The sequence below is a fragment of the Desulfurellaceae bacterium genome (assembly GCA_021296095.1).
Taxonomy (GTDB): domain Bacteria; phylum Desulfobacterota; class Binatia; order Bin18; family Bin18; genus JAAXHF01.
This window is the reverse complement of sequence record JAGWBB010000056.1, coordinates 17,656-40,563: the sequence shown is the minus strand read 5'-3', so window position 1 is coordinate 40,563 and position 22,908 is coordinate 17,656. Positions and strand designations below refer to the sequence as shown.

Below are 22,908 nucleotides of genomic sequence, written 5' to 3'. Positions count from 1 at the left end.
CGATAGCGATGGACGAGGGGTTACGGTTTGCGATTCGGGAGGGGGGCCGCACGGTGGGTGCCGGCGTCGTCGCTAAAATTCTGGAGTAGCGGCCGCCAGGGACGGATCTGCGGCGTCGCTTGCTGAGACAATGGGTCCAGTTGTATGAACATCATGAACGAAAAGATCCGGATCCGCCTGAAAGCCTACGATCACCGCGTCTTGGATCAGTCGGTCAAAGAGATTGTCGAGACGGTCAAGCGGACTGGGGGGAGGGTGGCCGGTCCCATTCCTCTGCCGACCCGGATTGAGCGCTTTACCGTCAACCGTTCTCCCCATGTGGATAAAAAGTCGCGTGAACAGTTTGAAATCCGAACCCACAAGCGTCTCTTGGATATTCTTGACCCCACCCAGCAGACAATTGATGCGCTGGGTAAACTGGAACTGGCCGCCGGCGTTGATGTGGAGATCAAGCTTGAATAAGGAAGCGCTATGCATGGCTTAATCGGGCGAAAACTGGGCATGAGTCAGGTCTTTACCGAACAGGGGACGCTGGTTCCGGTAACCGTCATCCAGACCGGACCCTGCACGGTCGTCCAAAAGAAGACCGAGCAAAAAGACGGCTACGCCGCCCTGCAGCTCGGCTTTGGCAGCCGGAAACCCCGGCGGGTGAGCAAGCCTGTCGCGGGCCACTGCCAGGCCGCTGGGGCAGGTCCGTTTGCGGTTCTGCGCGAATTTCGGACGCCTGAAGTCGAAGGCTACGAAGTCGGGAACCAAATCACTGCCGAGCAGATTTTTCAGACCGGAGAGCGAGTTGACGTTGTTGGCAGGACAAAGGGACGGGGCTACACCGGGGTCATGAAGCGCCACGGCATGAGCGGTACGCCCGCTAGCCACGGCACCCACGAGTACTTTCGGCATGGTGGGGCGATCGGCAACTGTGCCTACCCGGGCAAAATTTTCAAGGGCAAGTCCATGGCCGGCCAGTATGGGAACGCCCGGACGACGACCAAGAACCTGCGCATTGTTGCCATTCGCTCCGAAGAGCATCTGGTTCTCGTCCACGGTGCCGTACCGGGCGCGCAGGGCGGCATTGTCACGCTCAGCAAGACCAAGAAGGGATAGGGACGGTGGACGCGCAAGCAGCAGTACGGATTCCGGTCCTCTCGCCTGAGCGCGAGACAGTGGGCGAAATTGAGCTTCCTCCCGCCATTGCAGCCCAGCCCCCGCGCGAACACCTCCTGTACGAGGTGGTCAAAATGCAGCGCGCCGGGCGTCGGGCCGGTACCGCAGCCACAAAGACGCGCAGCCAGGTCCGTGGCGGAGGAAAGAAACCGTGGCGCCAGAAGGGGACCGGCCGGGCCAGGGCCGGCAGCAACCGTTCTCCGCTGTGGGTCGGCGGAGCGACCGTCTTTGGTCCACAGCCCCGCTCGTACGCCTACCGTCTGCCCCGCAGTGCGCGTCGCACCGCCCTGTGTGCCGCCCTTGCCCACAAGCAGCGCGACGGAAACCTGACCGTCGTCGATCAGATTGGTCTGCCCGAGCCGAAAACCAAACACATGGCGGAATTCTTGTCCCGCCTGGAACTCACCGGCGGCGTCCTGGTCGTGATTGCCGATGCGGATCAGGCGGTTGAGCGAGCGGCCCGGAATCTGCCGCAGGTCAAAGTCTTACGCTGCGTTGGTCTGAATGTCTACGATCTGTTGCGCTACCAGCACTGTCTGTTCACCCGGGCGGCGCTTGAGCGGGTGAGCCAGAGGCTTGCACCATGAGTCAGAATCCCCACACCATTCTTGCCGCCCCGCTGATTACCGAAAAGGCAACCCTGGTCAATGCGACCGGCAACCAAGTTGTTTTCAAGGTGCACCCCCAGGCCAACAAAATAGAGATCAAGCGGGCGGTAGAACAGCTCTTCCAGGTCAAAGTCGACCAGGTCCGGACGATCCAGTATCTGGGCAAAACCCGTCGCGTCGGTCGTTCGGTCGGGCGCAAGCCGGCCTGGAAAAAAGCCTATGTCACCCTGGCCGCCGGGGATCGCATCGATTTCTTTGAAGGAGCCTAGCCGATGGCGATTCGCGTCTACAAACCGACCTCTCCCGGCCGCCGTTCGCAGAGTGTGTCGAGTGCTCGGGAGCTGAGCAAGAATTCGCCCGAACGCTCTCTGCTGGCTCCGCTCCACAAGCGTGGCGGGCGCAACAACCGTGGCCGCATCACCAATCTGCATCGGGGCGGGGGCCACAAGCGACGGTATCGGATTATCGACTTTCACCGCGAAAAAGATGGTGTACCGGCCACGGTCGCCTCTATCGAGTACGACCCCAACCGCTCCGCCCATATCGCCCTGCTCCACTACCGGGACGGCGAGAAACGCTACATTCTGGCTCCGGTCGGCCTCGCCGTCGGCGGCCAGGTGATGTCTGGCGAGGGGGCCGACATCCAGCCCGGCAATACCCTGGCGCTGCGTAATATCCCACTCGGAACCCAGGTGCATAATATTGAGCTGAAGATCGGCGCCGGTGGACAGTTGGTGCGCGGGGCCGGCACGTCTGCCCAACTGATGGCCAAGGAGGGCGACTATGCGACGCTCAAAATGCCGTCCGGCGAGATGCGCCTGATCCATCAGCGATGTCGGGCGACCATTGGTCAGGTCGGCAATACCGACCACGAAAATATCCGCTACGGAAAAGCCGGACGTTCACGCTGGTTTGGCATCCGGCCGCACGTGCGCGGTATCGCCATGAACCCTATTGATCACCCCCATGGCGGTGGCGAAGGTCAGAGCAAGGGCAACCACCCCCAGAGCCCATGGGGGGTGTTGGCCAAAGGCCATAAAACCCGCCGTAACCCGCGGACCGATAAATATATCGTGCAAAAGAGAAAGAAATAGCCATGCCGCGTTCGGTCAAAAAAGGTCCCTTTGTTGACGAGCATCTGATGAAAAAGGTGCAGGCCGTGTCGGACAGCGGAGACAGAAAAGTGATCCGGACCTGGTCCCGGCGTTCAACCATCATTCCCGAGATGATCGGCTATACCTTTGCCGTCCATAACGGTCGCAGGTTCGTCCCAGTCTATGTGACCGAAAACATGGTCGGCCATAAACTCGGAGAGTTTTCTCCAACCCGGACGTTTTACGGCCACGCCGGTGATCGAAAAGGCGAGAGAAGGCGATAGGAGCGCCCCCCATGGAAGTAAAAGCCATCGCGCGCCAGGTACGGATGTCCCCACGCAAGGCCCGTCTTGTGGCCGACCTGATTCGTGGTAAGCGGGTCGAAGAGGCGTTGCTGGTGCTGCGTTTCACCCCCAAGAAAGCGGCCAGCATTCTGGCCAAGACGCTGCGTTCCGCCATCGCCAACGCCACCGATACCCAAAACGTCGATCCTGACGATCTGTACGTCAAGCGCGTCCATATTGACGGCGGTGCTATGCTGAAACGTTTCAGACCACGGGCTCACGGCCGGGCTACCCCGATTCGGAAACGCACCAGCCACTTCACGGTTGTTGTTGACGAAGGAAAGTAGGAGAAGTGCATGGGCCAGAAAGTTCATCCCAAAGGATTTCGTCTCGGCGTGCTGGAAAGCTGGGAATCACGCTGGTTTGCTGAGAAAGAATACGCTGACCTGTTGCACGAAGACCTGCGCCTGCGGTCCTTCATCAAGAAGCGGCTGTACCACGCCGGACTGTCCAAGATCGAGATCGAACGGGCGGCCAACAAAGCCAAAATTAATATCTACACCTCCCGGCCGGGCATCGTGATCGGCAAAAAAGGGGCCGAGATTGACAAGCTCAAATCGGAGTTGTCGGGTTTGACCGAGCGCGAGGTCTACCTCAACATCCACGAGGTGCGTCGGCCCGACATCGACGGTCAGCTGGTGGCTGAAAACGTAGCGCTTCAGCTCGAGCGTCGGGTGGCCTTTCGGCGGGCGATGAAAGAGAGCGTGGCGCGGGCGATCCGGATGGGCGCCCAGGGCGTCAAGGTCCGCTGCTCGGGCCGTCTGGCCGGGGCGGAAATTGCCCGGACCGAGTGGTATCGGGAGGGCCGCGTTCCCCTCCATACCCTGCGCGCCGATATCAGCTACGGCACGGCAGAAGCAAAGACGACCTACGGGATCATTGGGGTTAAGGTGTGGATTTTTCGCGGCGAGGTCCTCACCCGCGAAGAGGAACAGCAGCGGAACGCCATTGGTGCCTGAGGCTGTTGCGCCCACAAATAAGGACTTTGCGCGATGCTTGCTCCCAAAAAAGTTCGCTATCGGAAACACCACCGCGGTAAAATGCGCGGTATCGCCCAGCGCGGTAACGCCCTGGCTTTTGGTGAGTATGGCTTGCAATCGACCGAATTGGGCTGGGTTACCGCCCGCGAGATCGAGGCGGCCCGGATTGCGCTCACCCGCCACGCCAGACGTGGCGGACAGATCTGGATTCGGGTTTTCCCCCACAAGCCGGTGAGCAAGAAGCCGGCCGAAACCCGCATGGGCAAAGGCAAGGGCGGCCCGGAGTTTTGGGTTGCGGTGGTCAAGCCCGGCCACATCATATTTGAGATGGAAGGGGTACCTGAAGAGCTGGCCCGCGAAGCCCTACGGCTCGCCTCGCACAAGCTCTCAGTCAGCACCCAAATTCGAGACCGGAGTGAGACCCCCTATGCGAGCGCGTGAGATACGTGAGTTGACCGAGGACGAAGCCCGCCAAAAAGAGCGCGAGCTGACCGAAGAACTCTTCCGGGTCCGTATGCGAAAAGGGACTGGCCAGGTTGACAACCCCATGCAGGCGCGGCTGCTGCGCCGCGACTTGGCCCGGCTCAAAACCATTCAACACGAACGTGCGCGCGCCGGACAGGCGCAAGAGTAGGGAACACCGTGGCTGGACAGCGAAAAACACGCCAGGGAATTGTCGTCAGCGATAAGATGGACAAGACCGTCATCGTGCGGGTGGAGCGCCTTGTGCAGCATCCCATGTACCGCAAATACGTCCGTCAACGCAAGAAATACAAAGTGCACGACCCCGAGAACCGCTGCCACCTCGGGGATCGGGTGTCCATTGTTGAGACACGGCCGCTGAGCAAAGAGAAAAACTGGCGGGTGCAGACCGTTCTCAGACCGGCAAATGTGGACTGAGGGGTAAAGGAGTCTGGGATGGTACAGGTCGAAACCGTGCTGGATGTCGCCGATAACTCCGGCGCTCGTGCGGTCCGTTGCATCCGAGTCCTGGGCGGAACGCGACGGCGCTATGCCTCTGTTGGCGACGAGATCATCGTCTCGGTGCGCGAGGCGCTGCCCAACACCAAGGTCAAAAAAGGCGATATCATGCGGGCTGTGATCGTCAGGACGGCCAAGGAAATCGGCCGCCCGGACGGATCCTACATTCGTTTCGATACCAACTCGGCGGTTCTGCTCGATAATCAGCGCGAGCCGATTGGGACGCGCATTTTCGGTCCGGTTGCGCGGGAGCTACGCGCCAAGCGTTTCATGAAGATTATTTCGCTGGCTCCCGAGGTGCTCTGAGACACACTGGAAGACCCATGGCACGCCTTAAAGACGTTTACCACGGCCGAGTGTTGCCCGCCCTCAGACAGGAGTTGGGCTACCGCAATATCATGCAAGTCCCCCAGCTGGAAAAGATCGCCCTCAACATGGGGCTGGGAGACGCCGTCCAGAATGCCAAGCTGATCGAAAGCGGGGTGGCCGAGCTGAGCCTGATTGCCGGTCAGAAACCGGTGGTGACCAAGGCCCATAAATCGATCGCCAACTTCAAGCTACGCGAGGGTATGCCGATTGGCTGCGCGGTGACCCTGCGGGGCGAGATCATGTACGAATTTTTCGACCGTCTGGTCAACGTCGCCCTGCCCCGGGTACGGGACTTTCGGGGAGTTTCTGAACGCGCTTTTGACGGGCGCGGGAACTACTCGCTGGGGATCCGGGAGCATACTATTTTCCCGGAGATCAATCTGGATAAAGTCGAGCAGGTGAAAGGCCTGACCGTTACCATGGTCACCTCTGCCCGGACCGACGCAGAGGGGCGTGCCCTGTTGCGGGCCATGGGGATGCCGTTTCGGAGTTAATATGGCGAGAACATGTCTACGAGTAAAAGCTGAACGCAAACCGCGATTCAAGGTCCGCCAGTACAACCGCTGTCCCTTGTGTGGGCGCTCGCGTGGTTTTTATCGGCGTTTCCGGATGTGCCGCCTGTGCCTGAGGGGTTTGGCACTGATGGGGCAGATCCCTGGCCTGACCAAGGCCAGCTGGTAGAGGCAGGTATGATCGCAGACCCAATTGCAGATATGTTGTCGTGCGTGCGCAACGCCCTGCACGCACGCAAGGAGCGCGTGGATTGCCCGTGGTCGCGCATCAAAGAAGCGATCGCGACGGTGATGAAGCAGGAAGGCTATATCACCGAGTTGAGCACCGTCCAGGATGGGCCCCGCCGGATGTTACGGATCCAGCTCAAGTACGACTCGAGCGGTCGTCCGGTCCTGTTCGGACTGCAACGCGAGAGCAAACCCAGCCTGCGCAAATATGTCGGAGCGGGCGAGATTCCCCTGGTGCGCAACGGCCTCGGGGTGAGCATTGTCTCGACCTCTCGCGGGGTGCTCGTCGACCGCGAGGCGCGTAAACAGCACGTCGGCGGCGAGATCTTGTGCAGCCTGTGGTAAGACGGAAAAGAGAGGACAGTCATGCCCGGTATTGGACGCTGGCCCGTGCCCATTCCAGACTCCGTCACTGTGTCGGAACACGACGGAACCGTGACCGCCGAAGGGCCAAAAGGCAAACTGGACTTCGGCGTTGACCCCTGCCTGTCGATCCAGGTCACGTCGGGGCAGGTGGCCGTCACCCGTCGGGACGAGTCCCGTAAAGCCAAATCGCTGCACGGTCTGACGCGAAAGCTGATCGCCAATATGATCCAGGGCGTCAGCAACGGGTTCTCCCGGGTGCTCGAGGTCAACGGTGTGGGCTATCGGGCCGAAGGCGCGGGCGATAGCATCACGTTTACCCTGGGCTATTCTCACCCCATTATCTTCCAGTTGCCTCCGGGCGTACAGGTCAAGATTGAGCGACAGACCGAGATCACGCTTGAAGGAATCGACAAACAGCTGCTGGGCGAGGTCGCGGCCGCGATTCGCCGCCTCCGTCCGCCCGAACCGTATAAGGGTAAGGGTATCAAATACGCAGAGGAGCATATTCGCAGAAAAGCCGGCAAAACCGCTGCCGGAGGAGCGCAGTGAGACCATGGCGCGGACACATATTCGGGAACACGGCAGGCTGGTCCGTAAAAAACGGGTTCGTCGAGGCGTACGAGGAACGGACAGCCGTCCTCGTCTGAGCGTCTACCGCAGCAGCAAACATCTGTATGTCCAGGTGATCTCCGACCAGAGCGGACAAACTCTGTTGACGGCCTCAACCTTGTCGAGCGACTTCGACGACACCAAGAAAACCGCGAATGTTGACGCGGCCAAGGTAGTCGGGACGATGATTGCCCGCAGGTGCCAGGAGCGGGGTATTGAGCGTGTCATTTTCGACCGCAACGGTTTTCTGTATCACGGCCGTATCCGGGCGGTTGCCGAAGCCGCCCGCGAGGCTGGCCTGCAATTCTAAGGAGGCGAGGCGTGACTCCTGTCGATGAACGAATCAATGCCGACGGGCTTGATATCAAAGAACGCGTTGTCCATATCAACCGGGTCAGCAAGGTGGTCAAAGGCGGACGGCGCTTCAGCTTCAGCGCGGTGGTCGTCGCCGGGGACGGTGAGGGCCACGTCGGGTATGGACTCGGCAAAGCGCACGAGGTTCCGGAAGCCATTCGCAAAGGGGTGGAGAAGGCGAAGAAGTCGCTGATCCATGTCCCGCTCATCGAGGGAACGCTGCCCTACGAGGTGATTGGCCGGCACGGGGCCGGACGGGTGCTGTTGAAGCCGGCTTCGCAAGGCACCGGCCTGATCGCCGGTGGCGGAGTCCGCGCCGTCATGGAGTTGGCCGGCGTACGCAATGCGCTCACCAAATGCCTGGGTTCGACCAATTCGCACAACTCCGTGCGGGCGACCCTGGAAGCGCTACGCAGTCTGGCCCTGCCCGAGCAGGTTGCCGAACGCCTGGGAAAAAGCGTTGAAGAATTACGAGGCGAAGGGCTATGAGTGAAACCTCGAATGTGCTGGAAATCACGCTCAAACGAAGTGGGATTGGCCAGACCCGCCGTCAGCGTGAGACGTTGCGCGGCCTCGGCCTGACCCACCGGGAAAAGACTGTGCTCCGCAACAACTCGCCCTCGCTGCAGGGTATGCTCAGAAAAGTCTACCATCTGATTGAGGTACGGGCGCATGGATCTTAGTCATCTCAAACCGGCCGCCGGGGCAACAAAAAACCGCAAGCGGCTCGGCCGCGGTCCTGGTTCGGGTCAGGGCAAGACCGCCGGGCGGGGCCATAAGGGTGAGGGCTCGCGTTCCGGCTCCACGCTGTCGCCCGGCTACGAGGGCGGCCAGATGCCGCTCGCCCGGCGCCTGCCCAAGCGCGGCTTTCATAACCCGTTTCGGACCGAGTACCAGGTCGTGAACCTGGGCAGCCTGGAGCGTTTCGAGGCTGGAACGCGTGTTGACGCCGACGTTCTGCGTGCATCGGGTTTGGTGCGGGGCAGGAAGAAGATCAAAATCCTGGCCAGCGGTGAGTGCACCAAGGCGCTGACCGTCAGAGCCGATGCCTTCAGCCGGCAGGCGCGCGAGAAGATCACCGCCGCCGGCGGAGTGGCAGAGGTCGGATAATCATGCTCGAAGGCTTCCAAAACGCCGCCAAGATTACGGAACTGCGGCGCCGTCTGTTTTTTACCCTGGGCATGCTGGCGGTGTATCGCGTTGGCGTGGCCATTCCCACGCCGGGCATTGACAGTGACTCCCTGGCCGCCTTTTTTGAACAGGCGGCCAGCACCGTCTTTGGTCTGGTCAATCTGTTTTCCGGCGGAGCCCTGGAGCGTTTTTCGATCTTCGCCCTGGGCATCATGCCCTACATCAGCGCCTCCATTATCCTGCAACTCCTGACCGTCGTGGTCCCCACCCTCGAACGCCTGTCCAAAGAGGGCGAGCTGGGCCGGCGAAAAATTACCCAATACACACGCTACAGCACGGTCGGGCTGTCGCTGCTGCAGGGATTTTTCATCAGCATCGGCCTGGAGCAGATCCAGGCTCCGGGTGGCAACTCCGTCGTGTTTGAGCCCGGCTGGAGTTTCCGCATCATGACCATGATTACCCTCACCGCCGGTACGGCCTTCATCATGTGGCTGGGCGAGCAGATTACCGAGCGGGGCATTGGCAACGGTATTTCCCTGGTCATTTTTGCCGGCATTGTGGCCAGCATTCCCTCGGCGGTGACCGCCACGACCGAATTTGTGCGTGAGGGCGAGTTGGGTATTCTGACCGTCGGGCTGCTGTTGGTTGGCATGGTGGCCATTGTGGGGGCGGTGATCTTCATGGAACGCTCCCAGCGGCGCATCCCGGTGCAGTACGCCAAACGGATGGTCGGCCGCAAGGTCTACGGCGGGCAGAGTTCGCATCTGCCGCTGAAGATCAATACCGCAGGAGTCATTCCGCCTATTTTTGCCTCGTCGGTCCTCATTTTTCCGGTGACCATAGCCGGGTTCTCCGAGCATCCATGGGCCCAGGCCGTGGCCGATACCCTGGCTCCCGGCAGCTCCATCTACAACCTGGCTTATGTAGCCATGATCATTTTCTTCTGTTACTTTTACACGGCGGTGGTCTTCAATCCGACCGACGTTGCCGACAATATGAAGAAATACGGAGGGTTTATCCCCGGGATCCGGCCGGGGCAGCGGACGGCTGAATACATCGACCGGGTGCTGAGCCGCATTACCCTGAGTGGCGCCATCTATGTGGCCATCATTTGTGTCATACCCAATCTGCTGGTCAGTTTCTTTAATGTGCCGTTCTTCTTTGGCGGAACGGCGCTACTGATCGTTGTGGGTGTGGCCCTTGACACGGTCGGCCAAATGGAAACCCAGATCATGATGCGCAACTATGAAGGATTCATGAAACGGGGCCGCATTCGGGGCCGCAGAGGATAGCCCACGCTACAGGCTTATGATCTTCCTCAAGTCGCCACACGAAATTGCACTCATGCGCAAAGCCAACCGGATCGTGATCGAGATCCTGGCTGAGCTGCGAGAGCAGGTGCGCCCCGGTATCTCAACCGGTGAAATCGACCGCTGGGCCGCCGAACTGATTCGGAAAAAGGGCGCCGCATCTGCCTTCAAGGGGTATACCATTCGCAACGGTTCGGTACCCTTTCCGGCCACGATTTGTGTGTCGATCAACGATGAGATTGTCCATGGGATTCCGAATACTGCGCGCACCATCCAAGACGGAGACGTGGTGAGTCTTGATTTTGGTGTCATTCATGAGGGCTTTTATGGGGACGCCGCCATCTCCTTTGTGCTCGGAGCCGCCCCAGAGCGTACACACAAACTCCTGACCACGACGGCCGAGTCGCTCGAAGAAGGGATCGCCCAGGCCCAGGTCGGAAACCGCTTGGGCAATGTGTCGGCCGCAATCCAGGACCGTGTTGAACGGGAGGGCTTTTCCGTTGTACGCGATTTTGTCGGCCACGGGGTCGGGCGACGCCTGCACGAGGATCCCGCCGTTCCCAACTATGGCACCAAAAATCGCGGGGTTCGCCTGCGAGAGGGGATGGTTCTGGCGATTGAACCCATGGTCAATATGGGGCAGGCGGCGGTCATGATGAAAGACGACGCCTGGACCGCGGTGACAAAAGACGGCAGCTTGTCGGCGCATTTTGAGCACTCCATCGCGATTACGGAGCGCGGGCCACAGATCCTGAGCCAGCTCTAAGATCGTCAGAGAGGAGCCGTGTATGAAAGTTCGGGCTTCGGTCAAAAAGATTTGTCGGAAATGCAAGCTTATTCGCCGCTTTGGCAAGGTGCGCGTTATTTGTGAGAATCCCCGCCACAAACAACGCCAAGGCTAGGACCAGCGAGGACAGGGAGAAGCACCATGGCACGTGTCGCCGGGATTGAACTGCCCCGGAACAAACGGATCGAAATCGGCCTGACCTACGTCTACGGCATTGGGCGCAAGACGGCAGCTGACATCCTTGCGACGGCCGCTGTTCCGCTGGAGCGCAACACCGATGCCTTAAGCGATGACGAGGTTGCCACGATTCGCCGTGTTCTTGAGGAAGACTATCGGGTTGAGGGTGACCTGCGCCGGGATGTGACCGGTAATATCAAGCGCTACATCGACATCGGCTCCCATCGGGGTATCCGACACCGCAAGAATCTGCCGGTCCGGGGACAGCGGACCAAGACAAACTCGCGGACCCGAAAAGGCCCCAAGCGCACGGTGGCCGGGAAGAAACAGGCGCCGATCCGCTAGTCCGCAGCTGTAAGGAGAACATGGCATGGCCAGAGCCGGCGAGCGTGCTTCGACACGCAGGAAACGCGTGAAGCGGTCGGTCCCAGAGGGCGTCGTTCATATCTACTCGACCTTCAACAACACCATCGTGACCATCACCGACCCGCAGGGGAATTCGGTCGCCTGGGCCAGTTCGGGCAGCGTGGGCTTTAAAGGCTCGCGCAAAGGCACGCCGTATGCCGCCCAAATGGCGGCCGAGAGCGCGGCGCGAAAAGCGGCCGATGCCGGTATGCGTTCCGTTCAGGTCCACGTCAAGGGACCGGGGGCGGGGCGGGAGTCGGCCCTGCGCTCATTGCAGGCCACCGGCTTTGCGGTGAGCGTCATCCGGGACGTGACCCCGATTCCGCATAACGGCTGTCGTCCTCCAAAACGGCGACGGGTATGAGGCGGTTGAGGAAGATAAGAAAGTCAAAGGGCACATGTCAACGCTCACACGCGAGAGCGACTGTGGTGAGCCATCACTGACACGACGGAGCCCCCCACCAAGCTAGACGAAAGCTGGAGGATTTTGTGGCGCGATACAGCGGGCCAGTCTGTCGCCTGTGCAGGCGAGAGGGAATCAAGCTTTTCCTCAAGGGAGAGCGCTGCTACACCGATAAATGTGCGATAGAACGGCGGAGCTACCCGCCGGGACAGCACGGGCAGGGCAGGGGCCGGAAGGCGACCGAGTACAGCATTCAGCTACGTGAGAAGCAGAAGCTCAAACGTATCTACGGCGCCCTGGAGCAGCCCTTCCGCCGGATGTTTTCCCTGGCCGAGCGCCAGCGCGGCGTCACCGGCGAGAACCTGCTCTTGCTCCTGGAGCGCCGTCTTGACAACACCGTCTACCGGATGGGATTTGCGACCTCGCGTTCGGAGGCCAGACAGCTCGTCCGCCACGGCCACTTTCTGGTCAATAATCGTCGGGTGACCATTCCCTCCTATATGGTCGGCATTGGCGACGAGGTCCAGGTCCGGGAGGCGAGCCGGAAAATTGCCCGTATCCAGGAGGCGGCCGAGCTGGCCCAGCGGCGTGGCGTACCGGAATGGTTGGAGGTGGAGAAGGATACGTTCGTCGGCAGAATGAAAGCCCTGCCCGGACGGGCCGACCTCACCGTGCCGGTCAATGAACAGCTGATTGTTGAGCTCTACTCGAAAGTCTAACACCGCATGCCACCAGGGTGGCTCCGGATTGTCGCCCCGTGCGCCTAAGGAAGAGGGAGGAGCATGCAGGACACTTGGCATAGTTTGATCAAGCCGCAGAACCTCGACGTTGAGGAGCAAACGCTCACGCCCACGTATGGTCGCTTTATCGGAGAACCTTTTGAGCGAGGTTTCGGCACGACTCTGGGGAACGCTTTGCGCCGGGTCTTGCTCTCCTCGCTGACCGGCGCGGCCATCACCAAGGTGCGCATCAACGGGGTGCTGCACGAGTTCTCAACCGTGTCAGGGATGACCGAAGACGTCACCGACCTGTTGCTCAACCTCAAAGAAATCCGTTTTCGTCTTGAGGACACCGATCAGGAGACGATCCGGCTCGACGTGCAGGGCCAGCGTGAGGTGACTGCGGCCGACCTGACGGTTGGCGCTCAGGTCGAAATTCTGAACCCCGACAAACGTTTGGCCAGCCTGGGCAAAGACACCAGCCTCGAGTTCGAGGCGGTTGTCCAGACCGGTCGGGGGTATGTGACTGCCGAGCGGCATAAATCTGAGGAAGACCCCATCGGCACGATTCCGCTGGACGCGGCGTTTTCTCCGGTACGCAAGGTGAATATCGCCATCACCAATGCGCGCGTCGGCCAACGGACCGATTATGAGCGGCTGGCCCTCGAAGTATGGACCGATGGCAGTCTGAAGCCCGAAGAGGCGGTCGCGTCAGCGGCCCGGATTATCCAGGACCAACTCAACGTTTTTGCCGGTCCGGGTGGGGAGCAGGAATGGCGACCTGAGACCGGCGAAGAGCCGGCTGTGGTGGTGAATGAGAATCTGCTCCAGCCGATTGAAGAATTGAACCTGTCAGTACGCTCTGCCAACTGCCTCCAGAGCGCCGACCTGCGCTATGTTGGGGAACTCGTGCAGCGCAGTGAGGCCGACTTGCTCAAGACCAAGAATTTCGGTCGGAAATCCTTGAACGAAATCAAGGAAACCCTGCAGAGCATGGGGCTGGAGTTGGGGCTGCAGCTCGACGACTTTCCCCTGCGGGAAGAGCTGGATCGCCTGCGTGTGGAACACGAGCCAGAGCTGAGTTCCTAGAGCCCCGTAGGGGACATGAGATAAACCGTCATGCGACACCTCAAAACTGGACGAAAACTGAACCGTACCACGGCGCACCGCCGAGCACTGATCCGCAACCTGCTCAAGGCGCTCATCCAGCGCGAGCAAATCCAAACGACCGACGCCAAGGCCAAAGAACTCCGCCGCTGGGCCGACCGTATTGTCACCCTGGGCAAGAAGGATACCCTGCACGCCCGCCGTCTGGCCTATGCCCAGTTGGGTAGCCGGACCCTGGTGTCGCGTTTGTTTGACGACATTGCCCCGCGTTTTGAGAATCGCGCCGGCGGCTATACCCGGATTATCAAGCTCGGCCCTCGACGCGGCGACGCGGCTCCGCTATCCTTGATTGAGTTCACCGAACGCGAAGCCGAGACGGCGACCGACTAAAGACCACAGCCGGTAGGCGGTGGAACGGGCCATGCGAGGGCGGGCCGAGTGTTGGAGGAGTGGGAGGAGCGGGTGGAACGAGCCAAAAGTATACTGAACCAGGGGGGTGGGCTGTATGCCACCCCCCTGGTTTGCTGAGGGCTCGGCCCGAACACGGGTATGGCACAGCGACGGTATCGGTTACAGGTGAGTGCGTTTGAAGGAAGCCTACTGGTGGTGAGTTGCCTGTTTGCTTCTCTTTTGATTTTTGTCTTTGGCATCTATGTTGGCAAAGAGGTTCAAGCCCAGAAAACGGTCGAACAGGCCACGCCGCTACGCGTGCCTGTTGGACGGTCGAAAACAGAACTCCTCGCCCGCTCACCGGCGCTGCCTCTGCCCAGTCCCCAAGCGGCGGTTCCGGTCCAGCAGCCAGAGAGCCCGGAACCACCCGCCCCGCTACCTCTTTTGGCTACGGCCGAGCCACCTGCCGCCGCGCCTGAAGCCAAGCCATCCGTCACAGCCCCACCACGCGCGCAGCATGAAAAGCCGCCCGCCAAACCGAGACGCTGGAGTGTCCAGGTCCAGGCTACGACCCGGCAGCAAACCGCTCGGCAGACCGCGAAACGTCTGCGCCAACAGGGCTACAGCCCCTCGGTCAGCAAGGTCGTTCGGCAGGGCAGGGTGTGGTATCGGGTCCGGGTCGGTCCCTTTAGTGAAGAGCTGGAGGCCAAGGCGGCGATCTCGCGTTTCCGACACCAGAAAACCTTTGCCCAGGCCTACCCCGTTTTGCACTGAGAGCAATCTATGACGGTACGAGAGGCCATCGCCCGTGTGGCCGCTGGCCATGACCTGAGCGAGCAGGAGATGGCTCTGGTCACCGCCGAGATCATGGACGGCCAGGCCACCCCGGCCCAAATCGGCGCCCTGTTGACCGGTTTGCACGTGAAGGGCGAGGTTGTGGCCGAGATTGCCGGTGCAGCCAGGGTGATGCGAGACCGCGCCACCCGGGTCGAGCCGCCCGGGCCGGTCATTGATACGTGTGGTACTGGCGGGGATGGCTGCCGCACCTTCAACATTTCCACTGCCGCGGCCTTTGTCGTTGTCGCGGCTGGCGGCCGTGTGGCCAAGCACGGCAACCGTGCCATGTCCGGCGTGGTTGGCGGCGCGGATGTCCTGGAAACGCTTGGAGCACACATTGAACTGACGCCGGAACAGGTGGCCCACTCCTTGCGGACAGTCGGCTTCGGCTTCTTTCTGGCGCCGGCCTTTCATAAGGCGATGCGATACGCCGTTGGACCGCGTCGAGAAATCGGGATTCGGACGATTTTCAACCTGCTCGGCCCGCTGACCAACCCGGCCGGGGCCGGACACCAGCTCATCGGCGTTTTTGCCCAGCGCTGGGTCGTGCCGCTGGCCGAAGCCCTGGGTCGCCTGGGGAGTCGCCATGCGCTGGTCGTCCACGGCGCCGACGGGCTGGATGAACTCTCGCTGTCCGGTCCCAGCCACGTTGCCGAGTGGACCGAGGGGCAGGTCAAGACCTATACGGTCCAGCCCACCGAATTCGGCCTGTCCGCCTGCCGGCTGTCCGAGCTGCAGGTGAGCAGCGCCCAGGAATCGGCCGACCTCATCCGCCATGTTTTTGCCGGTCAGCCCGGCCCGGCCCGTGATATCGTATGTTTCAACGCCGGGGCCGCGCTGTACGTCGGCGATCTCGTCTCGTCTGTCGGCCAGGGGGTCGCCCGTGCCCAAGCCGCCATTGATAGCGGAGCTGCCGCGCGAACTCTTGACGCTTACATTGCTCTGAGCCTCACGGAAGCGGTATGATTCTCGACGACATTGTGGCCCACAAACGGACCGAGCTGGCTGCTCAGAAACGGACGGTTTCCCTGGTCCAGTTACAGGATTCGGTCCACTTCCAGGCCGTGCCGCCCGCCTTCCTGCAGGCGCTCCAGCAGCACCCCGGTCGAACGATTATCGCCGAGGTAAAAAAGGCCTCACCGTCAAAGGGCGTCATCCGGGCGGACTTTGACCCGCTGCGGCTGGCCCACACCTATACCGCAGCCGGTGCCGCCGCCATCTCGGTGCTGACCGATCAGAAGTTCTTTCAGGGGCATCTCGACTATCTAGGCCTGATTCGCGAGCATGTCGGTCTCCCGCTGCTGCGCAAGGATTTTGTGTTCGATCCCTATCAGGTGTATGAAGCCCGGTCGTATGGGGCGAGCGCCATCCTGCTGATCGTCGCCATTCTGTCAGACACCCAGCTCCAGGAGTTGGCGGCGCTGGCCGACTCTCTGCGGCTCGATTGTCTGGTTGAGGTGCATGACGAGGCCGAACTTGAACGCGCCCTGGCCTGCCAGGTCTCGCTGCTGGGCATCAACAACCGCGATCTGCGCACGTTTCAGACCAGCATCGAGACGACTGAACGTCTGCTGCGGCATATTCCGCCCGACGTGACTGTGGTGTCAGAGAGCGGTCTGTCACGGGCCGAGCAACTGGACCGACTCGAAGCGCGGGGCGCCAGGGCGTTTTTGATCGGCGAGACCTTCATGGCCGCCCCAGACCCTGGCGAACCCCTCCGGGCGATGCTCCGGGCTGCCCCGTGAGCCGCGTCTCTCTCAGCGTCAGATGACGATCCGGGTTAAAATCTGCGGCATTACCAATGTTGATGACGCGCGTCTGGCGGTCGAGGCTGGCGCCGATCTGATCGGCCTCAACTTCTACCCGCCTAGCCCGCGCTACGTGTCCGAGCCGACCGCCCGGGCCATCTGTGCTCTTCTCCCGCCCACGGTCTGGCGGGTCGGGGTGTTTGTGAACGCTCCGCGACACCAGGTGGCGGCACTGGCCGAGCGACTCGGCCTGCACGCCGTCCAGTTCCACGGCGATGAAACCGCGCCAGACTGCCGTGGCTGGCAACAGAAAACGATTAAAGCTCTGCGGGTCGGGGCTGAGCCCCTGCTCCCGGACTGGTCCACCCACCCGGCCGACTATGTGTTGCTTGACACCTACCGTCCGGGCCGATACGGAGGGACCGGGACCAGCTTTGTCTGGTCCCGGCTGGCCGGGCTGCCCGAGGACCAGCGCCTGCGTCTTATTCTGGCCGGTGGCTTAACGCCCGAGAACGTCGCTACGGCAATCCGCACCGTACAGCCCTGGGCGGTCGATGTCGCCAGCGGCGTGGAGTGTGCCCCAGGCCAGAAGGATGCCGACAAACTCCGCGCCTTTATCCAGTATGCCAAGACAGCCTGACAGCCGTGGTCACTTTGGTCCGTACGGGGGACGCTACGTTGCCGAAACCCTGATGCCGGCGCTGATTGAGCTGGAGGCTCTGTATCGTCAGTGTCGGCGTGACCCGACGTTTCAGACCGAGTTGCGCGCTCTGCGCCAAGAATACGTCGGTCGCCCAACCCCCCTGACCTTTGCCGAGCGTCTGACCCAGCGTCTGGGCGGAGCCAAGGTCTATCTCAAGCGGGAAGATCTGTGCCACACCGGGGCGCATAAGATCAACAACACCATCGGTCAGGCTCTGCTGGCCAAACGCATGGGCAAGCGGCGCCTGATCGCCGAGACCGGAGCGGGCCAGCACGGCGTTGCGACCGCTACCGTTGCCGCCCTGTTCGGCTTCGAGTGCGAGGTCTTCATGGGCAGCGACGACATTGTCCGCCAGGCGCCGAATGTTTTTCGGATGCGCCTGCTGGGCGCCAAGCTGCGCGAGGTGGCGGCCGGCACTCGCACCCTCAAAGATGCCATGAACGAGGCCCTGCGGGACTGGATCACCCAGGTCGGCTCTACGTTTTATGTGATCGGCACCGTGGCTGGCCCACACCCCTATCCCATGCTGGTCCGCGACTTTCAGTCGGTGATTGGCCGCGAGACCAGGCGACAGGTGCGCAAACAGACCGGTCGTTTGCCCGACTATCTGATTGCCTGTGTGGGCGGCGGCAGCAACGCTATGGGCTTATTTGCGCCCTTTCTGTCGGCGGATCAGGTCCGCATGATCGGGGTTGAGGCCGGCGGCCTGGGACCCGGGCAGAACGCCGCCTCGATCAACGGCGGCCACATCGGCGTCCTGCACGGCAGCAAGAGCTACGTGCTGCAAGACGAGCTGGGCCAGATCCAGGATACCTACTCCCTGGCGCCCGGCCTCGACTATCCCGGGGTCGGACCGGAGCTGAGCCATCTCAACGACCGGGGGCGCGTCGAGTATGTCACGGTCAGGGACGACGAGGCCGTTGCCGCCATCCAGCTGCTGGCCGAGACCGAGGGCATCATCCCGGCCCTGGAAAGCGCCCACGCCATCGCCTATGCGGCGTCTCTGGTGCCGCGCCTGCGGCCCGAGGAGACGGTGGTGATTAACGTGTCGGGACGGGGCGACAAGGATCTGGAAAGTGTTGCCCGGTATGTGGAAGAGTCGCGCGACAAGAGAGAGGGCAGGGAATGACGCGGATCGCCGACACCTTTGCCGCCCTGCGCGCGCGCCGGGAAGTCGGGCTCATTCCCTATATTACGGCTGGCGATCCTGACCTGGAGACCACTTTTGAGCTGGTTCACGAACTCGCCCGTCAGGGAGCCGATATCATCGAACTCGGCGTCCCCTTTTCTGATCCCATGGCCGATGGGCCGACCCACCAACGGGCGGCCGAGCGCGCCCTGCGGAGCGGAACCTCGCTGGCGGGCATTCTTGAGCTAGTCCAACGTCTGCGTCGTTCCCTCAGCATCCCGATCATTCTGTTCACCTACTACAATCCGATCTTCCGCTACGGCGGCCGGCGCTTTGCCCACGACGCCCGGGATGCCGGGGTGGACGGCGTGTTGTGCGTAGACCTGCCGCCCGAGGAGGCCGATGAACTCAAGCGCGAGACCGACGCGCACGATCTCGACCTCATTTTCCTGCTGGCGCCGACCAGCTCTCTGGATCGGGCCGGCGCCGTCCTCAGCCAGGCCCGCGGCTTTGTCTACTATGTGTCTGTGACCGGTGTGACCGGTGCCCGCACCTCGCTGCCGGTCGATTTGTCGGAGATGGTGCGCCGCATTCGGGCCATCTCGCACCCGGTGGATGTTCTTGCTGTGATTGAACGGCGAGCGAAGCGCTACTACGAGACTGTTGTGTCCACTATGACAGGGATTGTGAGGCTGGCTGACAGTCGCGTCGCCGAAGCGCTCCAGCCAGAAACTCCTGACTCCCGTTTTAATTGGGTGATCACCTCCCCCCCATACTACGGGATGAATACCTATATCCCAGACCAATGGCTGCGTAACTGGTTTGTAGGTGGCCCTGATACCGTGGACTATACCAAACAGGATCAGGTTATTCACTCAAGCCCTGAAGACTTTGCGGCCGACTTACGCCGGGTCTGGCGTAATGCAGCGGCGGTATGCACGGATGAGGCCACGTTGGTCGTCCGTTTCGGTGGTATTCCGGATCGGCGTGCTAACCCCCTTGATCTCGTCAAGAGTAGTCTCGACGAGAGTGGGTGGCGTATTGCGACGATCCGCAAAGCTGGCTCTGCCATGGAAGGTAAACGTCAAGCTGATACTTTCCTCCGTACCAAGACCACACCACTGGTCGAGTACGATGTCTGGGCGAGAAGATAACGCGCGGCAAGGGTGGGCCAGCTGGGATACAGTTGAAGGATGAGCGTCTCTGTCTTCACGGCTACGGACCCGCTCGGGCGAAAAGTGCGATTGACAGAAAACTGCTATACGTCTCACATTCTCCTGGAACATCCTGAGCTATCAGACGTAAACCAGATCGCTACAACGATTGAATCGCCTGCCGTCATTGCCCAGGACGTTGTTGATCCCCGGCGTTTGGTGTACTACCGGACATACCAGGCGCACCCGCAAAGATGGCTGAAGGTGGTGGTCGAGCAGGGAGAAGCTATCACGGCCTACAGAGTCAGACGGCTGAAAAAGGGAGAGACGATCCAATGGCGTCGATAAGCATCCCCGAGTCGGTCAAGAGCTATTTCCCCAAGAAACTCGATCCAGCTCAACTGTGGGTTCACTACAATCCTGGCGCAGATGCCTTGACGGTGTACTTTGTCGATAGCCCTGTCCCGAGCGTGTGGGAAGACATCGACGAGTATGTGTACATCGGCTTTGCCTCGGAGGAGGAAACGAGCGTTATCGGGGTCATGATTGAGCACTTCAGCGAGTGGCTCCTGCTCTCTGGACAGAACACAGGAGAACGAGGCAGCCTGGATGACGCTGGGCAAAATCCAGACTAAGAGGCTGGGGAGGGGCTATGGCCGCCGAACTCATTCTGCACCACTACGATTTCTCCAACTACTCCGAAAAGGTCCGCCTCGTGCTGGGGCTCAAAGGGCTGTCCTGGCACTCGGTTGAGATCCCTCCCGTCCTGCCCAAGCCGGACTACCTGCCGCTCACCGGTGGCTACCGTCGCGCCCCAGCCCTCCAGATCGGAGCCGAGGTCTACTGCGATACAGTACGGATTATTGAAGAGCTGGAGCGGCGCTTTCCCCAGCCTTCGCTCTATCCCGGGCCGGATGTGGCGGCCCAACGGGCTTTTATTGCCGGTCTGGAACGCTGGACCGACGCCATCCTGACCCGTAACACCATCAACTACACCTCGTGTACCTACGCCGATGCCGAACGCTTCACGCCCGACTTCCTGGCCGACCGGGCAGCCCTGCTCGGCAAACCAGAGCCCGGTCTGGCCCACCGGCAGGCGGCGGCCAACAAGAACCTGAGCCAGCTGCGTCCCCAGCTGGCCTGGATTCACGACATGCTGAGCGACGGACGTGCCTATGTGTGTGGCGACAGCATGTCGCTGGCCGACTGTGTGATCTACCACCCGCTGTGGGTCATGGACCAGCTGTCGGGCCAGCGCCTGGCGCTTATTCCCGAGCCGATACGACGCTGGATGGATCGGGTTGCAGCCCGGGGGCACGGGGATTTCCGACCCATGAGTGCGCCTGAGGCGCTGGACCTGGCCGCCGCCGCCGACCCGCCGCCACCGCCACCGAGCGAACCGTTCGACGGCGATCCTGCCCTCGGCCAGACGGTCGCGGTGACGCCGACCGATTACGGAAAGGCCAACCCTAGTATCGGCAGCCTGGTCTCTATTGATGCGGTGCGTATGGCGCTTCAGCATAGCCATGCACGGACCGGGCTGGTGACCGTCCACTTTCCGCGTTTTGGCTATCAGTTGCGCCAGATTTCGACCTGAGCGGGCTCTGCCGACGCAGGACAGAAAACAAGGAGAGGCGTCATGGCTGAGCTGTTCAACTCCTACTACTCCCAGGACAAGCACGGTCCTTTCCAGCTTTTTCAACTCGGCGACTTCGGACTGGAAGAAGGTGGCACGCTTCACGCCGGCCAGCTCGCCTACACTACGCTCGGCACGCTGAACGCGGACAAGAGTAATGCCATCTTGCTGCCGACCTGGTACTCGGGCACGAGCAAGATCATGGCCGACGTACACGTCGGGTCGGGCCGGGCGATTGATCCAGACCGGTATTTTGTCATCATCGCCAACCAGCTCGGCAATGGCCTGTCGAGTTCGCCGACCAATACGCCCGCCCCGTTCAACATGGCCCGTTTCCCGCGTATACGGATTGGCGATGACGTACGTGCCCAGCACAAGCTGGTGACCGAGCAGTTCGGGATTGAGCGACTGGAACTGGTGTGTGGCGGCTCGATGGGCGCTCAGCAGACCTACGAGTGGGCCGTGCGCTATCCAGATATGGTCAAACGCGCCGCCCCCCTGGCCGGTACGGCCAAAAACACTCCGCACGACTTTCTGTTCGTCGAGACCCTGACCGAGGCCATCACCTCGGACCCGGCCTGGAATACGGGTTGGTACACCGACCCGCACGCCGTGCACCTGGGCCTACGTCGGCACGCCCGGCTGTGGGGGGTGATGGGTTTCTGCACCGAGATGTTTAAGCAGGAAACCTGGCGGGAGCTGGGGTTCTCATCGCTCGAAGACTTTATCGTCGGCTTTGTCGAACACTACTTTCTGCCTATGGATCCGAACAATCTGTTGTGCATGGCCTGGAAGTGGCAGCGCGGTGATGTCAGCCGCCACACCGGCGGCGATCTGGCTCAGGCCCTGGCCCGCATCACCGCCAAGGTCTTTGTCCTGCCCATTGACGAAGACATGTTCTTTCCGCCGCGCGACTGCGAAGCCGAGCACAAGCTCATTCCCAACAGCGAGTTTCGGGTGCTCCACAGCATGTACGGTCACCTGGGACTGTTCGGGCTGGAGCCGGCCTATCTCCAGCAGATTGACGACGTCTAAGCCGGCTGCTGGCCGACGACAGGAAACACGTATGGAACTGAAAGTTATTCGCTACCAAGTCACCGACGGCATTGCGACGCTGACCCTGAACCGTCCGCAGCGCAGGAACTCGTGGACCGGACGGATGCACGCCGAATATCGCTGGGCGCTGGAGCAGGCCGAGCACGACCCGGCGGTGGGGGTGATTGTCGTGACCGGAGCCGGCGACACGTTTTGTGTCGGCGCCGACTCCCGGGCCCTGGAGGGCCATGTGGACAAGGGCGGCTACGATCCAGGTACGCCGCAGGAGATGGCCCGGCCCGGCTATGGCGTGCGGCCAGAGTTTGACGCGGATTTTGCCTGCCAGTTCGGTCTGAGCAAGCCGGTCATTGCGGCCATCAACGGCGCGGCCGCCGGGGTGGGTCTGGTCCTGGCCTGTTATGCCGACCTGCGTTTTGCCGTGACCGGAGCCAAGCTGACGACGGCCCACGGCAAACTCAACCTGCCCGCCGAGTTCGGTCTGTCGTGGCTGCTGCCGCGTTTGATCGGCCTGACCCGGGCCAACGATGTGTTGCTGTCGAGCCGCGTGTTTCTGACCGACGAGGCGTATGCGATGGGACTCGTCAACGCCGTCCTGGCGCCCGATGAG

At 61.4% G+C, this 22,908-nt stretch carries 38 protein-coding genes and 1 pseudogene; all 39 read left to right on the top strand.

Annotated elements, in window-relative coordinates:
- Positions 1-89: hypothetical protein (locus J4F42_14195; protein MCE2486662.1), on the top strand; the 89-nt coding region annotated here is incomplete at its 5' end.
- Between the two features lie 64 nt (positions 90-153).
- Positions 154-462, top strand: a complete 309-nt coding sequence (gene rpsJ / locus J4F42_14190; GenBank protein ID MCE2486661.1) for a 30S ribosomal protein S10 — start codon at positions 154-156, stop codon at positions 460-462.
- 9 nt (positions 463-471) lie between these two features.
- Positions 472-1,104 (top strand): 50S ribosomal protein L3, encoded by a 633-nt coding sequence (rplC, locus tag J4F42_14185; protein MCE2486660.1) that lies wholly within the window; start codon positions 472-474, stop codon positions 1,102-1,104.
- A 29-nt stretch (positions 1,105-1,133) separates the two neighbouring features.
- The gene (gene rplD, locus J4F42_14180) at positions 1,134-1,751 is read left to right on the top strand and encodes a 50S ribosomal protein L4 (protein ID MCE2486659.1); all 618 of its coding nucleotides are present in this window, start codon (positions 1,134-1,136) and stop codon (positions 1,749-1,751) included.
- Positions 1,748-2,041 (top strand): 50S ribosomal protein L23, encoded by a 294-nt coding sequence (locus J4F42_14175; GenBank protein MCE2486658.1) that lies wholly within the window; start codon positions 1,748-1,750, stop codon positions 2,039-2,041. The genes rplD and J4F42_14175 overlap by 4 nt, the downstream gene beginning before the upstream one ends.
- 3 nt (positions 2,042-2,044) lie before the next feature.
- Positions 2,045-2,866 (top strand): 50S ribosomal protein L2, encoded by an 822-nt coding sequence (gene rplB, locus J4F42_14170; protein ID MCE2486657.1) that lies wholly within the window; start codon positions 2,045-2,047, stop codon positions 2,864-2,866.
- A 2-nt stretch (positions 2,867-2,868) separates the two neighbouring features.
- Positions 2,869-3,150: a 30S ribosomal protein S19 gene (gene rpsS, locus J4F42_14165; GenBank protein MCE2486656.1), complete on the top strand. Its 282-nt coding sequence runs from the start codon at positions 2,869-2,871 to the stop codon at positions 3,148-3,150.
- Positions 3,151-3,161: 11 nt separating this feature from the next.
- On the top strand, positions 3,162-3,497 hold the full coding sequence (rplV, locus tag J4F42_14160) for a 50S ribosomal protein L22 (GenBank protein MCE2486655.1): 336 nt from the start codon (positions 3,162-3,164) through the stop codon (positions 3,495-3,497).
- Between the two features lie 9 nt (positions 3,498-3,506).
- Positions 3,507-4,169 (top strand): 30S ribosomal protein S3, encoded by a 663-nt coding sequence (gene rpsC, locus J4F42_14155; GenBank protein MCE2486654.1) that lies wholly within the window; start codon positions 3,507-3,509, stop codon positions 4,167-4,169.
- 33 nt (positions 4,170-4,202) lie between these two features.
- Positions 4,203-4,631, top strand: coding sequence for a 50S ribosomal protein L16 (gene rplP / locus J4F42_14150; protein ID MCE2486653.1), 429 nt, complete (start codon positions 4,203-4,205; stop codon positions 4,629-4,631).
- Entirely contained in the window at positions 4,618-4,824 is a 207-nt protein-coding gene (locus J4F42_14145; GenBank protein MCE2486652.1) for a 50S ribosomal protein L29, read from the top strand. Before rplP ends, J4F42_14145 begins: the two co-directional genes overlap by 14 nt.
- Before the next feature lie 8 nt (positions 4,825-4,832).
- Positions 4,833-5,090: a 30S ribosomal protein S17 gene (gene rpsQ / locus J4F42_14140; protein ID MCE2486651.1), complete on the top strand. Its 258-nt coding sequence runs from the start codon at positions 4,833-4,835 to the stop codon at positions 5,088-5,090.
- 18 nt (positions 5,091-5,108) lie between these two features.
- Positions 5,109-5,477 (top strand): 50S ribosomal protein L14, encoded by a 369-nt coding sequence (gene rplN / locus J4F42_14135; GenBank protein ID MCE2486650.1) that lies wholly within the window; start codon positions 5,109-5,111, stop codon positions 5,475-5,477.
- Between the two features lie 17 nt (positions 5,478-5,494).
- Entirely contained in the window at positions 5,495-6,034 is a 540-nt protein-coding gene (gene rplE, locus J4F42_14130; protein MCE2486649.1) for a 50S ribosomal protein L5, read from the top strand.
- A 1-nt stretch (position 6,035) separates the two neighbouring features.
- The gene (locus tag J4F42_14125; protein MCE2486648.1) at positions 6,036-6,221 is read left to right on the top strand and encodes a type Z 30S ribosomal protein S14; all 186 of its coding nucleotides are present in this window, start codon (positions 6,036-6,038) and stop codon (positions 6,219-6,221) included.
- Positions 6,222-6,229: 8 nt separating this feature from the next.
- On the top strand, positions 6,230-6,625 hold the full coding sequence (rpsH, locus tag J4F42_14120) for a 30S ribosomal protein S8 (GenBank protein MCE2486647.1): 396 nt from the start codon (positions 6,230-6,232) through the stop codon (positions 6,623-6,625).
- 21 nt (positions 6,626-6,646) lie between these two features.
- The gene (gene rplF, locus J4F42_14115) at positions 6,647-7,195 is read left to right on the top strand and encodes a 50S ribosomal protein L6 (GenBank protein ID MCE2486646.1); all 549 of its coding nucleotides are present in this window, start codon (positions 6,647-6,649) and stop codon (positions 7,193-7,195) included.
- Between the two features lie 4 nt (positions 7,196-7,199).
- Positions 7,200-7,565 carry a 50S ribosomal protein L18 gene (gene rplR / locus J4F42_14110; protein ID MCE2486645.1) on the top strand — a complete coding sequence of 122 codons (366 nt, stop codon included), beginning with the start codon at positions 7,200-7,202 and terminating at the stop codon, positions 7,563-7,565.
- Between the two features lie 11 nt (positions 7,566-7,576).
- Positions 7,577-8,098 (top strand): 30S ribosomal protein S5, encoded by a 522-nt coding sequence (rpsE, locus tag J4F42_14105; GenBank protein ID MCE2486644.1) that lies wholly within the window; start codon positions 7,577-7,579, stop codon positions 8,096-8,098.
- On the top strand, positions 8,095-8,292 hold the full coding sequence (gene rpmD, locus J4F42_14100; protein ID MCE2486643.1) for a 50S ribosomal protein L30: 198 nt from the start codon (positions 8,095-8,097) through the stop codon (positions 8,290-8,292). Before rpsE ends, rpmD begins: the two co-directional genes overlap by 4 nt.
- Positions 8,282-8,719 (top strand): 50S ribosomal protein L15, encoded by a 438-nt coding sequence (gene rplO, locus J4F42_14095; GenBank protein ID MCE2486642.1) that lies wholly within the window; start codon positions 8,282-8,284, stop codon positions 8,717-8,719. The genes rpmD and rplO overlap by 11 nt, the downstream gene beginning before the upstream one ends.
- Positions 8,720-8,721: 2 nt before the next feature.
- On the top strand, positions 8,722-10,032 hold the full coding sequence (gene secY, locus J4F42_14090) for a preprotein translocase subunit SecY (GenBank protein MCE2486641.1): 1,311 nt from the start codon (positions 8,722-8,724) through the stop codon (positions 10,030-10,032).
- Between the two features lie 16 nt (positions 10,033-10,048).
- Positions 10,049-10,816: a type I methionyl aminopeptidase gene (gene map / locus J4F42_14085; GenBank protein MCE2486640.1), complete on the top strand. Its 768-nt coding sequence runs from the start codon at positions 10,049-10,051 to the stop codon at positions 10,814-10,816.
- 22 nt (positions 10,817-10,838) lie between these two features.
- Positions 10,839-10,952, top strand: coding sequence for a 50S ribosomal protein L36 (gene rpmJ, locus J4F42_14080; GenBank protein MCE2486639.1), 114 nt, complete (start codon positions 10,839-10,841; stop codon positions 10,950-10,952).
- 26 nt (positions 10,953-10,978) lie between these two features.
- Positions 10,979-11,359, top strand: a complete 381-nt coding sequence (gene rpsM / locus J4F42_14075) for a 30S ribosomal protein S13 (GenBank protein ID MCE2486638.1) — start codon at positions 10,979-10,981, stop codon at positions 11,357-11,359.
- 25 nt (positions 11,360-11,384) lie between these two features.
- Positions 11,385-11,783 (top strand): 30S ribosomal protein S11, encoded by a 399-nt coding sequence (rpsK, locus tag J4F42_14070; protein MCE2486637.1) that lies wholly within the window; start codon positions 11,385-11,387, stop codon positions 11,781-11,783.
- Positions 11,784-11,908: 125 nt separating this feature from the next.
- Positions 11,909-12,541, top strand: a complete 633-nt coding sequence (rpsD, locus tag J4F42_14065) for a 30S ribosomal protein S4 (protein ID MCE2486636.1) — start codon at positions 11,909-11,911, stop codon at positions 12,539-12,541.
- A 63-nt stretch (positions 12,542-12,604) separates the two neighbouring features.
- Positions 12,605-13,630, top strand: coding sequence for a DNA-directed RNA polymerase subunit alpha (locus J4F42_14060; protein ID MCE2486635.1), 1,026 nt, complete (start codon positions 12,605-12,607; stop codon positions 13,628-13,630).
- Between the two features lie 30 nt (positions 13,631-13,660).
- Positions 13,661-14,038 carry a 50S ribosomal protein L17 gene (gene rplQ, locus J4F42_14055; GenBank protein ID MCE2486634.1) on the top strand — a complete coding sequence of 126 codons (378 nt, stop codon included), beginning with the start codon at positions 13,661-13,663 and terminating at the stop codon, positions 14,036-14,038.
- 159 nt (positions 14,039-14,197) lie between these two features.
- Positions 14,198-14,812 carry an SPOR domain-containing protein gene (locus J4F42_14050; protein MCE2486633.1) on the top strand — a complete coding sequence of 205 codons (615 nt, stop codon included), beginning with the start codon at positions 14,198-14,200 and terminating at the stop codon, positions 14,810-14,812.
- A gap of 9 nt (positions 14,813-14,821) precedes the next feature.
- Entirely contained in the window at positions 14,822-15,841 is a 1,020-nt protein-coding gene (gene trpD, locus J4F42_14045; protein MCE2486632.1) for an anthranilate phosphoribosyltransferase, read from the top strand.
- Positions 15,838-16,620, top strand: a complete 783-nt coding sequence (gene trpC, locus J4F42_14040) for an indole-3-glycerol phosphate synthase TrpC (GenBank protein ID MCE2486631.1) — start codon at positions 15,838-15,840, stop codon at positions 16,618-16,620. Before trpD ends, trpC begins: the two co-directional genes overlap by 4 nt.
- A 22-nt stretch (positions 16,621-16,642) precedes the next feature.
- A complete protein-coding gene (locus J4F42_14035) occupies positions 16,643-17,263 on the top strand; it encodes a phosphoribosylanthranilate isomerase (protein MCE2486630.1) in 621 nt (206 codons plus the stop codon).
- Positions 17,247-18,455 carry a tryptophan synthase subunit beta gene (trpB, locus tag J4F42_14030; GenBank protein MCE2486629.1) on the top strand — a complete coding sequence of 403 codons (1,209 nt, stop codon included), beginning with the start codon at positions 17,247-17,249 and terminating at the stop codon, positions 18,453-18,455. Before J4F42_14035 ends, trpB begins: the two co-directional genes overlap by 17 nt.
- The gene (gene trpA / locus J4F42_14025; protein ID MCE2486628.1) at positions 18,452-19,609 is read left to right on the top strand and encodes a tryptophan synthase subunit alpha; all 1,158 of its coding nucleotides are present in this window, start codon (positions 18,452-18,454) and stop codon (positions 19,607-19,609) included. Before trpB ends, trpA begins: the two co-directional genes overlap by 4 nt.
- A 335-nt stretch (positions 19,610-19,944) precedes the next feature.
- Positions 19,945-20,244: a DUF2283 domain-containing protein gene (locus J4F42_14020; protein MCE2486627.1), complete on the top strand. Its 300-nt coding sequence runs from the start codon at positions 19,945-19,947 to the stop codon at positions 20,242-20,244.
- Positions 20,245-20,261: 17 nt separating this feature from the next.
- Complete coding sequence (locus J4F42_14015) at positions 20,262-21,206, top strand: glutathione S-transferase family protein (GenBank protein ID MCE2486626.1); 945 nt, start codon at positions 20,262-20,264, stop codon at positions 21,204-21,206.
- A 42-nt stretch (positions 21,207-21,248) separates the two neighbouring features.
- Positions 21,249-22,280, top strand: a complete 1,032-nt coding sequence (locus J4F42_14010; protein MCE2486625.1) for an alpha/beta fold hydrolase — start codon at positions 21,249-21,251, stop codon at positions 22,278-22,280.
- Positions 22,281-22,311: 31 nt separating this feature from the next.
- Positions 22,312-22,908: pseudogene (locus J4F42_14005) on the top strand (enoyl-CoA hydratase/isomerase family protein).

Coding starts and splice junctions, on each gene's coding strand:
- rpsJ (MCE2486661.1), top strand. CDS start 154: ATGAACGAAAAGATCCGGATCCGCCTGAAAGCCTACGATCACCGCGTC.
- rplC (MCE2486660.1), top strand. CDS start 472: ATGCATGGCTTAATCGGGCGAAAACTGGGCATGAGTCAGGTCTTTACC.
- J4F42_14175 (MCE2486658.1), top strand. CDS start 1,748: ATGAGTCAGAATCCCCACACCATTCTTGCCGCCCCGCTGATTACCGAA.
- rplB (MCE2486657.1), top strand. CDS start 2,045: ATGGCGATTCGCGTCTACAAACCGACCTCTCCCGGCCGCCGTTCGCAG.
- rpsS (MCE2486656.1), top strand. CDS start 2,869: ATGCCGCGTTCGGTCAAAAAAGGTCCCTTTGTTGACGAGCATCTGATG.
- rplV (MCE2486655.1), top strand. CDS start 3,162: ATGGAAGTAAAAGCCATCGCGCGCCAGGTACGGATGTCCCCACGCAAG.
- rpsC (MCE2486654.1), top strand. CDS start 3,507: ATGGGCCAGAAAGTTCATCCCAAAGGATTTCGTCTCGGCGTGCTGGAA.
- rplP (MCE2486653.1), top strand. CDS start 4,203: ATGCTTGCTCCCAAAAAAGTTCGCTATCGGAAACACCACCGCGGTAAA.
- J4F42_14145 (MCE2486652.1), top strand. CDS start 4,618: ATGCGAGCGCGTGAGATACGTGAGTTGACCGAGGACGAAGCCCGCCAA.
- rplN (MCE2486650.1), top strand. CDS start 5,109: ATGGTACAGGTCGAAACCGTGCTGGATGTCGCCGATAACTCCGGCGCT.
- rplE (MCE2486649.1), top strand. CDS start 5,495: ATGGCACGCCTTAAAGACGTTTACCACGGCCGAGTGTTGCCCGCCCTC.
- J4F42_14125 (MCE2486648.1), top strand. CDS start 6,036: ATGGCGAGAACATGTCTACGAGTAAAAGCTGAACGCAAACCGCGATTC.
- rpsH (MCE2486647.1), top strand. CDS start 6,230: ATGATCGCAGACCCAATTGCAGATATGTTGTCGTGCGTGCGCAACGCC.
- rplF (MCE2486646.1), top strand. CDS start 6,647: ATGCCCGGTATTGGACGCTGGCCCGTGCCCATTCCAGACTCCGTCACT.
- rplR (MCE2486645.1), top strand. CDS start 7,200: ATGGCGCGGACACATATTCGGGAACACGGCAGGCTGGTCCGTAAAAAA.
- rpmD (MCE2486643.1), top strand. CDS start 8,095: ATGAGTGAAACCTCGAATGTGCTGGAAATCACGCTCAAACGAAGTGGG.
- rplO (MCE2486642.1), top strand. CDS start 8,282: ATGGATCTTAGTCATCTCAAACCGGCCGCCGGGGCAACAAAAAACCGC.
- secY (MCE2486641.1), top strand. CDS start 8,722: ATGCTCGAAGGCTTCCAAAACGCCGCCAAGATTACGGAACTGCGGCGC.
- map (MCE2486640.1), top strand. CDS start 10,049: ATGATCTTCCTCAAGTCGCCACACGAAATTGCACTCATGCGCAAAGCC.
- rpmJ (MCE2486639.1), top strand. CDS start 10,839: ATGAAAGTTCGGGCTTCGGTCAAAAAGATTTGTCGGAAATGCAAGCTT.
- rpsM (MCE2486638.1), top strand. CDS start 10,979: ATGGCACGTGTCGCCGGGATTGAACTGCCCCGGAACAAACGGATCGAA.
- rpsK (MCE2486637.1), top strand. CDS start 11,385: ATGGCCAGAGCCGGCGAGCGTGCTTCGACACGCAGGAAACGCGTGAAG.
- J4F42_14060 (MCE2486635.1), top strand. CDS start 12,605: ATGCAGGACACTTGGCATAGTTTGATCAAGCCGCAGAACCTCGACGTT.
- rplQ (MCE2486634.1), top strand. CDS start 13,661: ATGCGACACCTCAAAACTGGACGAAAACTGAACCGTACCACGGCGCAC.
- J4F42_14050 (MCE2486633.1), top strand. CDS start 14,198: ATGGCACAGCGACGGTATCGGTTACAGGTGAGTGCGTTTGAAGGAAGC.
- trpD (MCE2486632.1), top strand. CDS start 14,822: ATGACGGTACGAGAGGCCATCGCCCGTGTGGCCGCTGGCCATGACCTG.
- trpC (MCE2486631.1), top strand. CDS start 15,838: ATGATTCTCGACGACATTGTGGCCCACAAACGGACCGAGCTGGCTGCT.
- J4F42_14035 (MCE2486630.1), top strand. CDS start 16,643: ATGACGATCCGGGTTAAAATCTGCGGCATTACCAATGTTGATGACGCG.
- trpB (MCE2486629.1), top strand. CDS start 17,247: ATGCCAAGACAGCCTGACAGCCGTGGTCACTTTGGTCCGTACGGGGGA.
- trpA (MCE2486628.1), top strand. CDS start 18,452: ATGACGCGGATCGCCGACACCTTTGCCGCCCTGCGCGCGCGCCGGGAA.
- J4F42_14020 (MCE2486627.1), top strand. CDS start 19,945: ATGGCGTCGATAAGCATCCCCGAGTCGGTCAAGAGCTATTTCCCCAAG.
- J4F42_14015 (MCE2486626.1), top strand. CDS start 20,262: ATGGCCGCCGAACTCATTCTGCACCACTACGATTTCTCCAACTACTCC.
- J4F42_14010 (MCE2486625.1), top strand. CDS start 21,249: ATGGCTGAGCTGTTCAACTCCTACTACTCCCAGGACAAGCACGGTCCT.